The 10,561-nt window shown below is 42.7% G+C and carries 12 protein-coding genes and 1 tRNA gene; 12 read left to right on the top strand and 1 reads right to left on the bottom strand.

Features of this window, described 5'->3' with window-relative positions; all coding sequences use genetic code 11:
• Positions 1-52: 52 nt before the first annotated feature.
• Complete coding sequence (locus tag H9I37_RS07270) at positions 53-1,006, bottom strand: AAA family ATPase (RefSeq protein ID WP_187381784.1); 954 nt, start codon at positions 1,004-1,006, stop codon at positions 53-55.
• Positions 1,007-1,100: 94 nt separating this feature from the next.
• Between H9I37_RS07270 and H9I37_RS07265 the strand changes: the two genes are divergently transcribed.
• The 12 genes from H9I37_RS07265 to H9I37_RS11520 all read left to right on the top strand — a co-directional run bounded on the left by H9I37_RS07265 (position 1,101) and on the right by H9I37_RS11520 (position 10,409).
• Complete coding sequence (locus H9I37_RS07265; protein ID WP_187382547.1) at positions 1,101-2,549, top strand: monomeric [FeFe] hydrogenase; 1,449 nt, start codon at positions 1,101-1,103, stop codon at positions 2,547-2,549.
• 124 nt (positions 2,550-2,673) lie between these two features.
• Positions 2,674-2,746 (top strand) — tRNA-Gly (locus H9I37_RS07260).
• A 248-nt stretch (positions 2,747-2,994) separates the two neighbouring features.
• The gene (locus H9I37_RS11640; RefSeq protein WP_187381783.1) at positions 2,995-4,506 is read left to right on the top strand and encodes a tyrosine-type recombinase/integrase; all 1,512 of its coding nucleotides are present in this window, start codon (positions 2,995-2,997) and stop codon (positions 4,504-4,506) included.
• A gap of 162 nt (positions 4,507-4,668) precedes the next feature.
• Entirely contained in the window at positions 4,669-4,863 is a 195-nt protein-coding gene (locus H9I37_RS07250) for a helix-turn-helix domain-containing protein (protein ID WP_187381782.1), read from the top strand.
• Between the two features lie 287 nt (positions 4,864-5,150).
• Entirely contained in the window at positions 5,151-5,690 is a 540-nt protein-coding gene (locus H9I37_RS07245) for a 5-formyltetrahydrofolate cyclo-ligase family protein (protein ID WP_187381781.1), read from the top strand.
• Positions 5,690-6,901: a phage terminase large subunit gene (locus H9I37_RS07240; RefSeq protein ID WP_187381780.1), complete on the top strand. Its 1,212-nt coding sequence runs from the start codon at positions 5,690-5,692 to the stop codon at positions 6,899-6,901. The genes H9I37_RS07245 and H9I37_RS07240 overlap by 1 nt, the downstream gene beginning before the upstream one ends.
• Positions 6,902-6,993: 92 nt before the next feature.
• The gene (locus H9I37_RS07235; RefSeq protein WP_187381779.1) at positions 6,994-8,139 is read left to right on the top strand and encodes a phage portal protein; all 1,146 of its coding nucleotides are present in this window, start codon (positions 6,994-6,996) and stop codon (positions 8,137-8,139) included.
• A complete protein-coding gene (locus H9I37_RS07230) occupies positions 8,108-8,794 on the top strand; it encodes a helix-turn-helix transcriptional regulator (RefSeq protein WP_222864188.1) in 687 nt (228 codons plus the stop codon). The genes H9I37_RS07235 and H9I37_RS07230 overlap by 32 nt, the downstream gene beginning before the upstream one ends.
• Entirely contained in the window at positions 8,778-8,996 is a 219-nt protein-coding gene (locus H9I37_RS11525) for a hypothetical protein (protein WP_255422518.1), read from the top strand. Before H9I37_RS07230 ends, H9I37_RS11525 begins: the two co-directional genes overlap by 17 nt.
• Positions 8,981-9,409, top strand: coding sequence for an HK97 family phage prohead protease (locus tag H9I37_RS07225; protein ID WP_255422517.1), 429 nt, complete (start codon positions 8,981-8,983; stop codon positions 9,407-9,409). The genes H9I37_RS11525 and H9I37_RS07225 overlap by 16 nt, the downstream gene beginning before the upstream one ends.
• 74 nt (positions 9,410-9,483) lie before the next feature.
• A complete protein-coding gene (locus tag H9I37_RS07220; protein ID WP_255422516.1) occupies positions 9,484-10,185 on the top strand; it encodes a hypothetical protein in 702 nt (233 codons plus the stop codon).
• Positions 10,185-10,409: a hypothetical protein gene (locus H9I37_RS11520; protein WP_255422515.1), complete on the top strand. Its 225-nt coding sequence runs from the start codon at positions 10,185-10,187 to the stop codon at positions 10,407-10,409. Before H9I37_RS07220 ends, H9I37_RS11520 begins: the two co-directional genes overlap by 1 nt.
• Positions 10,410-10,561: the final 152 nt, after the last annotated feature.

The following is a 10,561-nucleotide window of genomic DNA, read 5'->3' as shown; positions in this document are numbered from 1 at the left end:
ATCGATGAAGTTTTCAAACTGTTTTTCATCAATCTCATTCTCAATTGAAGTTTTATATATGTGCTTTGAAATCAGGCAGCGGCACGCGTTCAATCAATTCAGATATCATATTGTCTACGCTGAAACTCTTTAAAATCGAATCAGTTGTCAAAATAAGGCGCTTGCGGAACACATATTTTGCAAGGTGCTTTATGTCTTCAGGAGTGACAAATCCTCTGCCTTTGATTGCGGCGTATGCCTGACACGCTTTGTAAAGAGCTACAGAACCTCGCGGGCTAACACCTGCTGCAATCCTTGAATCTTTCCGTGTTTCACGAGTTAAATCGATTAAATATTTTAGAACTGCTTCATCTACGTGGATATCTACAGCTTCTTCCATGCATGAAATAATGTCGTCTTTTGATACGACTGCGTTGATATTTTCAACAGGATGAGTAAGACATTTTTGTGCTGTGATTATCTCTGCTTCGTCTGCTTCTGTCGGATATCCCATAGAAACGCACATCATAAAGCGATCTTTTTGAGCTTCAGGAAGTGGAAAAGTCCCTTCGGATTCAACAGGATTTTCTGTGCAGATTACAAAAAACGGTTTAGGCAGAACGTGTTTTTCTCCGTCAACGCTTATCTGACCTTCGGCCATGCATTCGAGCAGGGCTGATTGTGTTCGCGGAGTTGCGCGGTTTAATTCATCTACGAGAAGAACAGATGACTGAACTGGACCTGCCCGAAATTCAAATTTATTTTCAGAAGGAATCCATACGGAACTCCCTGTTATATCAGAAGGCATTAAATCAGGCGTGCACTGAATGCGAGAAAACGAAAGCCCTGAAGCTTTTGCAATCGCTTTTGCAAGGACAGTCTTTCCTGTTCCAGGAACATCCTCAAGAAGTACGTGACCGCCGGAAAAAAAACATGCAAGGATTTTATGTACGGTGTCATCATCACCTTTAAAAACTTTGCACACTTCATCTCTAATTTTTTTTGAAGTCTCTTGAATTTTAGTCATAACACCATGATTATATCATGAATTTATTATGATTTAATAAAAATTTTCTTATAAACTGATAGTTAAATATTTAAATGATATCTGATATATTTAAATTATGAATATCAATAACAACGCAAACAATGTAAAACGTGAATTATTAGTAAGGCTTGCAAAATTACAGCTTGAAGGAAAACTCGACAGCCGTGAAATCAATAAGATTCCGACTTTGATGAGACCTGCAAGATCGACTCCAATCGGTTGTTGTATCCCTCATGACCGTGAACTTTTGCGGATGAGGATTCTTGCTAAAATGGGTATTTCTGTTGAAAATTACAACGATTTGAACGACCTTGACGAATATGCATCAGAAGCCTTAAAACGCGAAAAACCTACATGGCCAATGATCACAGTTTTGCATGAAGCGTGCAACGGTTGTGTTAAACAAAACTTTATGGTGACAAATGCATGCCAAGGATGTTTTGCACGCCCTTGTATGGTCAACTGTCCTAAAAAGGCAATTCACATTGTTCATCACGCCCATATAGATGCAGATAAATGCACTCATTGCGGTTTGTGTGAACAAAACTGCCCTTATCACGCAATCATAAGGATTACAGTTCCTTGCGAGGCGGCGTGCCCTGTCGGTGCAATTTCAAAAGGTGAAGACGGTCATGAAGTTATAGATTTTCATAAATGCATCTACTGCGGAAAGTGCATGCAAGAATGCCCGTTCGGAGCTATGATGGATAAAAGCCAGCTTGTAGATGTTATCAAACACATCATGAACGGAGAGAATGTTGTCGCTTTGTATGCACCTTCTATAGCGTCGCAATTCCGTGTAAGCTCCGGACTTCTTGAGGCAGGATTTTTGATGGCTGGTTTTTCAAATATAATGGAAGTTGCCGTGGGCGCCGATATCACAGCAGACAAAGAAGCCAAGGAATTTGCGGAACGAATGAAACGCGGAGAAAAACTCATGACAACGTCTTGTTGCTCAGCGTATGTTCGTGCCGTCCACATCCATGTACCAGATTTGGATCCCTGCGTTTCAGAGACAAGAAGCCCTATGCATTACGCTGCAGAATTGGCAAAGAAAAAATATCCCGACTGTATAACTGTCTTCATCGGACCATGCCTTGCAAAAAGGCGGGAAGGTTTTGACGATGAAAATGTTGACTATGTCATAACGGCTGAAGAACTTACAGCATTTTTTTCTGCAAAAGATATAGATTTGACAAAACTCACATCAGTTGAAAAAACTGAAAAACCGACATCGAGCGCCCGCAATTTTGCGAGAACAGGCGGCGTTGCAGATGCAGTTCGCCTGCGCTTGGCAGACGATTCTATTATAAAACAAGATGTAATCAACGGACTTGATATTGCTGGAATGAACAAGCTTAGGCATTACGGCGACATAGAGGCTGGCAGAGTCAAAGCCGGCGAAAACGACGGAAACCTTGTTGAAGTCATGTCTTGCTGCGGTGGGTGTATCGCAGGGCCTTGCGTAATATCTAAAATAAATATCGCAAATATGCAGCTAGATAAATACGTAAAAGAATAAAAAAATTAAAACATCGATTACGCAATATCTGATAAAGAAATCCGATAAAACCGTATTCAGCGCGATAAAAATTTCAAAAAATATTGACTGTTTTTATCAAAAAATATATATTTATTTATAACTTGCGGATGTCATATAACGGCTTATTATCTCAGCCTTCCAAGCTGATGACGAGGGTTCGACTCCCTTCATCCGCTGTTATAAAGCTCGTCACTCAGACGAGCTTTTTTTTATGCCTAAATGCTTATGTTATAAGGATTTAGCGCGTAAGGAAAACATAATTTGTATTTGAATGTGTCCTACCTTGCTGGGCTAGGCGCATGAACGTAACGGCATTTTTGGTGAATTTGGGATTGAATTTGATAAAAAAATTGATAACGGATTTGATAAACCAATTTGAGAAAAAATGCCGGCTTGTGGATATTCGAGGCCACAGGAGGTTTTTGTGCGTCAGTTTTATCTTGGTAAGACTAGCTCTGGTTATTACAAGGCCTATTTTATTGACCCTGTAACTGGTATCCGCGATTACGGAAAGAGTACGGGCACGAAAGACAAGCTTGAAGCTGCGGTTATTGCAAACGAATGGCTTAAGAACGGTAAGCCTGCTGCCCACGCTAATTCCCGTAAATTAAAATCCGACGATTCTATTCTTGTTCCGACTTCCTTGAAAAGCTTTGTAGACCGGCTTTCTGAAAGTGACGCAAAGACTGTTGTTGCTATGCTTTCTGAGAAGTTTGGTTTTGATTCTCCTGTCCTTTCTCAAAAGACTTTGGAGCTTGGAAAACCTGTGGTTGAGGCTCTTGCTCCTGTTTCTTCTCCTGTGCAGGCTTCGGCTCCTACTCCTTCTGAAAGTCCTAAGCCAAAAAAAGTTATTGTGATTAAAAAGTCCGCTGACGGAAAAATGAAGCTTGTGAAGAACGAAAAACCGGCTCTTAAAGATTGCGCAAGTTTTGTGTCAAGCATTGGTTTGACTCCTGACGGCAAGCATCTTCTCTGTGCTAACCTTGAGAGCTTTTGGGATTATGATACTTCTGTGTTTATTAAAAGGCAGCTGGACCGCGGACATTCGCTTTCGAAAAAGTATGCCTTTTGCATGAAGGCTTTTGTACGTAATTACTGGAGGCCTTATTTTGGCGATGATATGTGCATCGAGGATTTGACGGTTCCGGAGCTGGATGACTTTTTGTTTTATCTTCATGACGTAAAAGAGCTTGCAAGTGAGACGATTAATAAAAATATAAACTGTGTAAACCGCTGTTTGAACTGGCTTGCTAAGCAGCAGAAAATTACTGTGAATCCGGTTGCAAGTGTTGAGCGCTTTAAGGTGGATGCGGATGAGCGCGATATTCCGACTGAGACTGAGATTCGAAGGCTGCTTGCTCTGAACTTGGAAAACAATACTGCAAAGCTTGCCTTTAAGGTTGCGGCATTCTACGGCTTACGTGCCGGTGAAATCAGCGGGATTCGTGTCTGCGATATTGATGTTGTTGGAGATATGCTTCATGTTCGCCACAGCTTTAGCGAGATGGACGGCTTGAAGACTACGAAAAACAAAGAGGTTCGGGATTTACCGATTGAGCATTCTATTGCCTTACAGCTTATGAACCAGGCTAGACGGAATCCTGAGTATGGCGATTTGAGTTATGTCTTCTGGTCTGTAAAGAATCATAAAATGCCGATTACTCCGGGCTATTACGGCGACTGTTTTTATAAAGCCCTGGAAGAGATTGGAGTCAGCGAGTTGGTTCGTAAGGAGAGAAACATTGTATTACACAGTCTGCGTCACTTCTGCTGTACGATGTTGAAGCAGAAGGCTGATAAAGAGCTTGTAATGCAGATTATGGGCCATAAATCCTTTACTATGACGGACCACTACTCTGATCATGAGACTCAGGAGAAGTTTGAAAATATGCGTACAGTTATTTCGAGTGCCTGGGAAAAGTATCTTACGGCCTAGTTGTTTTCAAAATGCAAACGGATTGTTTTATAGCGTGGGCAAAATGTAAGCACTAATTGGCACTTTGCAAACGGGGTTTAGATTTAAGATAGAGCCATAGCAGATTAAGTTCTGCTGTGGCTTTTTTTGTTTTTATTCATCTCAAAAAAAGGAGTGAAAGAAATGGCAGAAGAAAAAAACTTGGATTTACTTTCGTTTAAGCAGGCTTGTGAGTATCTGGGCTTTAGCCGGACTTTTATGTACAAGCTCTGCAGGGAGAAAAAGATTCCGCATGTGAAGCTTGGGCGTCGTTTGATTTTCAGAAAGTCGGATTTATTTTCCTGGCTTGGAAATCAGGTTTGTGAGGTGGAAGCATGAATGTACCTCTTTCTAAGATTCTTGAAGAATCGAATGACTACTGCAGGCGTATTGCCGCGGAAGAAAAGTATGGCGAGATTATCGTCAGGATAACGTTGAATGACGGATGCCCTGTGAAGCTTGAAAAAAGCTTTTGCGAGCATATTACAAGACGAAGCGTGAACCGCTACGTCGTTAGGAAATAATGAGTAAGCCCGCTGGCGGGCGGTGATAAATAGCAAAGCGTTAAGAAAATTGCGACAGCAATTTTTAGCTTTACCACCATTCAGGCAAAAGGAGGTGTTCAGGTGGGAGATAAGGACACTGTTTCGACATCCGCAAACTTAAACAGTGAACTTAATTCAAAAGTGGCAGAGCCAGAAAAGTCCTGGGAGAAAAAATTAATCGATGAGTCTCCCAAGGCTTTTAAGGCTTTCTGTCTTTTTCGTGCCATGGGCTATAAGCGTAGCATTAAGGCCTGTATGGAGATGCACGGAATTGAGCCGAAGAAGTACGGCTCCTGGGCTCGTTATGCAAGGCTCTATCACTGGAATGAGCGTGCTGCAGAATATGATGCCTATATTGAAAAGGAGACTGAAAGAGAATTACTGGCGGAACGTGTTGAACGCAAAAGACGCCAGATGGAAATGCTGAACGGGTTTGACGAGCTTGTTGGAAAAAGACTTAAGACTCTGGACCCGGAAAAGCTTGATGCAGACGGTGCTATGGATTTGCTTGAACGTTCTGCAAAGCTTGATTCGTTCATTACCGGAGCGGACAAGGAAAGCTCAAAGCCTGTTCAGGGGGAACTGGCTATTACTTTTGCAGATTCTTTTAAGGATTTGTAATGAGAGAGCTGTTTAAGCCGACGGCTGTTCAGAAAAAGGCCTTGAAGCTGCTTAGTTCTTCTGCGAAGCATGTTCTGCTTTTTGGCGGTTCGCGTTCGGGAAAAACTACGGTGCTTGTTATGGCCATTATTTTTCGTGCCTGCCGTTACCCGGGAAGCAGACATTTAATCTGCCGCTTTCGTGCAAAGGATGCAAGAAGCTCTGTTTTGCATGAGACTTTTCTTCCCTGGCTTAATAAGACAATTGGAGCTTCCAACTACAAGGCTAATGTACACGACGGACTTATAACGCTTTGGAACGGCTCTGAGATTTGGATTGGCGGACTTGGGGATAAGGAACAGGTAGACCGCATTCTTGGACACGAGTATGTGACTATTTACTTTAACGAAGTGAGCCAGATTTCTTATTCTGCAATTACTACTGCCTATTCGCGACTGGCGATGAAGGTTGAAGGCTGTAAGAATAAGTTTTTTTATGACTGTAACCCGTGCAGCCCTATGCACTGGGCTTACAAGGTGTTCATTCGAAAGATTGAACCGAGGACTGATGAGAAATTAAACAAGCCGGAGCTTTATGCTTCGGAAGTTTTAAACCCGATGGATAACGCTGAAAACCTTGATGAAGATTACATCAGCGACATTCTGGATAACATGCCGGAAAAACAGCGGGCCCGATTCCGTGATGGTCTTTGGGTAAAGCCTGAGGGCTCTGTTTATGAAAAGTTTGAAGAGTCAATGATCCTGACTCGGGACCAGCTGCCGGAAGAGTTTGACCGCTTTATAGGCGGTCAGGATTTTGTGCTTCATATTGCGGCGGTTAAGGTTGGCTGGGTTGGAGAGACTGTTTATGTTGTCGCTGATTTTGGCGGCTTTAATATTACGACTAAAACTTCTGTTGAGCAGCAGCAGGCTAAGAACTGGTATGATGACTGCTTTGTTACCTACTGTGACCCGGCCGGGGGTGAAAGAATTCAGGAAGTGCCTGGAGGTGTGAAAGCTAATAACTCTGTGGATGCAGGGATTGATTACATAATTGCAAAGATTGAACGCGGACAGTTTTTTGTTTGTAAAGACTGCACCGGTGTTCTTGGTGAAATATGGGATTATTCGCGTGATGAGAATAATCAGATTGTAAAAGTTAATGACCACTACATGGACGCTATGCATTATGCGATTTTCAGCGCAGCGACATCCGGGGTCGTTTTAGGTTGAGGTAATACCGATAATTTATATGGGACTTTTTAAAAAGAGGAACCAGCAAGAAAAAAAAGTTACGAAGCTTTTCTGAGATAAATAATGAAACTGTGGCAGATGACTTTTCGGTGAGAGATAAAAAGACCTGCACGGATCCTTATTTACAGCACGCCTGGGTATCGGCATGTATTGATATTTTGACTCGTAACGTAGCGCGTGCTGAATTTGAAATTAAGAAAAACGGCAAGACAGAAAGTGATTCAAAACTGGCTAAGCTCTTTATGTACCCGAATAAAAGCATATGCAGGTTTGATATTTGGAAGCAAACCTGCGCCTGGTGGAGCCTCAACGGAGAGGCTTTCTGGTGGTTCGGCGAGGACTACTGCTGCGGCATTCCTTCGGAGATTTACATCTTAAATCCGCGGAATATGCAGCACGTTGTTGAAGGCGGAAAGATTACCAAGTGGGTTTATACAGATGGAGCTACAGGCAAGCCTCTCATAATTCTTCCTGATGAAATAATTCACTTTAAGGACTGGAATCCGTGGAATGAATACCGCGGAGTAAGTCCGCTGGTAAGCTTGGGTCTTGAAGTCGAACAAGATTTGCTCGCCGCCAAGCAGAATTCAGGACTTTTAAAAGAAGGTGGGGTTCCTAAGGGGCTTTTAAAAACAGACCAGATTCTCATAGAGACAGAAGCAGAATTACTTGCTCGTACATGGGACTCAAAATACGGCCACGGCATGAAAAATCGTGTGGCTGTACTGGGTAAAGGTACAGAATACCAGCCTCTTACGTTCAGCCCCGACGTTCTGAAGCTTTACGATATGAAGAAGTGGAACCTGTATACACTTCTTGCGAAATTCGGCATCCCGCCTAGAGTTGCCAATATTCAGGATTCCAAAAGTTCATTGAGCGGCACCGATACAGATTCCCAGCATCGGGCGTTCTGGAACTTTACGCTTATTCCACTGCTCAAGAACTTTGAGCAGATTCTGGAAGTTCAGTTCTTTCGCCGGTTCAATCTTTTACAGACCGGGGAATTCAACCTTAACAATATCCCGGAACTGCAGGAATCTGAGGATGCCCAGAGCAACCGGGATATTGCAGAAATCAATGCCGGACTTAAAACAATTAATGATGTTTTGAGAGCACGGGGACAAAAGGAAAAGCCCTGGGGCGACAGCTGGTGGAAGCCCAATACAATTTCGGCTTTTGATTCTGATGACAATAAAAATTGTGGGGACAAAAACTAATATGAAATTGTTTTTTGCTACTTCTAATTATGTGGTTAAGGGAACTGTAAAAGAATTCTTAAAGCAGAAGCTTCCGCAGGTGCAGACCTTTGATGTCTTGAAGGATGATGACTTTAAGTATCATCTTGGCTCTGACAGTGACTGTGTGATTCTGGTTGAAAAGTTTTTCTTAGACCTTTGTATTCAGGAAAAGATGACCAGTCTTAAGGGAATAAATGACAAGCTGCGTTTTGTCTTTTTTGAGACTGGAGAAAGCTGCTCGGATTTCTTTGGGCTTAGAGTTCATAAGCTTGGAGCTTCGGGCTTTATCTGTAATGCAGAAACAAGCGATACTCTGCTGCCTGCTCTGCAGAAAATCTTCAGCGGAAACTCTGCTTACCCTCAGACTGTTCTTGATGACATTAAAAACGGTCTGCATCTAACCCGGGCTGTCGGCGAGCTAACTGACACTGAGTTTGATGTTGCGGTTGCTCTTGCCAAGGGAAAGACTGTTAAAGAAATTGCCTACGAGATGAACGTTACTGACAGCTCGGTCTGCTCTTACATCCACTACCTGAGATTAAAGATTGGTTATCAAAATCCTGCAGATTATGCAGAGGTTTACAGACAGATGCTTGATAGAAATATGGGAGGCTGGAATGGTAGTCAAGATTGACGGCGTTGAAAATAAGGACTTTGGAAAAGACAGAAATTTTTTCTTGAAGTTCCTTAAAGAGAATACGAGCTCTGGAAAAGTTAGTGCCCAGGTAGAAGTATTCAAGGCTGTGGATGTGCAGAAGGATTCTTTTCACTGGGTAATGAGTACCTTTGATACGGACCGCGACTTTGAGAAAGTTGATCCATGCGGCTGGGATTAAAAAACTATCTTTCTAATCCTGTGGTGCTCTGGAGTCACGACTATTCGATTCCGCCTATTGGAATTGTCCAGAATGTGACAGCTTACAAAACGCTTGAAGGCGACATTCTTTTTAATGCAAAGGATTTTGATGAATTTGGCTGGAGCATTGGAGAGCGTGTAAAGGCCGGAGTGTTACGCTGCGGCTCGGTGGGCTTTAGAGTTGATGAGCTTGAGTTTCTGGAAGCCAAGGACCGCGACTGTGATTTGATTTACAGAAAGCAGGAGCTTTTGGAATTTTCTATCTGCAGTGTGCCGGCAAATCCCTTTGCCCTTCACGTACCGCAGAAGAGACTTGAGATTACGGAAGTAATTCAGGAGGAAGAGCTTTCGTTTTTTGAAAAGGTTTGTTCGGGCTTGAAAGCTCGTGCATAAATGAAATAAAGCAGGACTGCTTGCAATTGGAACATGGAAGCAGCCCTGTATTCAAGACCAACTTGGAGGATACCTTGAACGAAGTAATTGTATCTTTGCAGCAGAAACTTAGCAATATGAAAAGCTTGGTGCCAACTGAAGCTGCAACACCGGAACAGATTTCAAAATACTTTAATGAGACAGAAGATCTCATTGACGGAATTTTGAAAATGGCAGACAGTCAGCAGACTGCCTCTACAACAGAGCTTGAAGGAATCAGAGAATCAGTTAAGGAGCTTCGTAACCTTCTTAAAAAGACTGATTCAGAAATGAAGCCTTTGACTTACCGCGACGTTTGCTACAACGTTGGTAAAGGTCTTGTTGCCGCATGGAACAAAGACCACGAAACTTTGGGCCAGTTGAAATTCCGTCCAAACATCAGGGCAGAGAAGTGGAACAATCCAAAAGACTTTACCTGGGAAACCGGAAAGGGCTTTGTACCACAGAAAGCCGTTCTCGGGGAGCCAATCGGAAACCTGGCAAATAATGACCAGTATCTTATCAATCCGATTTACGAAGAGACAATCATGCAGGAAGCTGCAAAGCAGTCTGTAATGATGAATCTCGTAACCCATCGCCCAATGAACGGACCTTCAATCTTTATCCCAGAGCGTGACCGTGGCGGAATTGAATTGAAGTGGCTTACTTCATACGGCCAGAAAATCGATGCTACAAAAAATCAAACATGCCTACTCGTACACGCATTGATGGTTATGACATTGTGGAATCAAGACTGATGCCGCAGCTTGCCGACCTAGAAGCCGACAAGGTAATTGCCATCTTTATGAATCCAAAAAGAATCATCCACGGTAACCGCAAGGGAATCGAAATCAAGCGCTTTGATGAAACAACCGAAGGCCTGGAATACGGCGAGCTCTTTATGCGCTTCCGTAAGCGTGACGGCTTCCTTGTTACTAGACCTAAGAAGAATATGGTTCTTCTTAAAACTACAGAAGAATAAGTTATAACAAAAAGCGAGGTTCAGGCAAAAGACTTGGTAAAATCGGAGAGAGTTTGGAAGCTTTTTTTACTTGCTAAAGTAATCAAGGCGGACAAGCTAAAAATTGCTTTCGCAATTTTTTTACGCTTTCCGATTTAACACCGGCCACCAGC

The organism is Treponema sp. Marseille-Q3903 (assembly GCF_014334335.1).
Classification (GTDB): Bacteria; Spirochaetota; Spirochaetia; order Treponematales; family Treponemataceae; genus Treponema_D.
The sequence above is the reverse complement of the archived record's forward strand: the minus strand, read 5'-3'. Positions and strand labels throughout refer to the sequence as shown.

Coding starts and splice junctions, on each gene's coding strand:
- H9I37_RS07225 (WP_255422517.1), top strand. CDS start 8,981: ATGCGGCTGGGATTAAAAAACTATCTTTCTAATCCTGTGGTGCTCTGG.
- H9I37_RS07270 (WP_187381784.1), bottom strand. CDS start 1,006: ATGACTAAAATTCAAGAGACTTCAAAAAAAATTAGAGATGAAGTGTGC.
- H9I37_RS07250 (WP_187381782.1), top strand. CDS start 4,669: ATGGCAGAAGAAAAAAACTTGGATTTACTTTCGTTTAAGCAGGCTTGT.
- H9I37_RS07240 (WP_187381780.1), top strand. CDS start 5,690: ATGAGAGAGCTGTTTAAGCCGACGGCTGTTCAGAAAAAGGCCTTGAAG.
- H9I37_RS07230 (WP_222864188.1), top strand. CDS start 8,108: ATGACAATAAAAATTGTGGGGACAAAAACTAATATGAAATTGTTTTTT.
- H9I37_RS11520 (WP_255422515.1), top strand. CDS start 10,185: ATGCCGCAGCTTGCCGACCTAGAAGCCGACAAGGTAATTGCCATCTTT.
- H9I37_RS11525 (WP_255422518.1), top strand. CDS start 8,778: ATGGTAGTCAAGATTGACGGCGTTGAAAATAAGGACTTTGGAAAAGAC.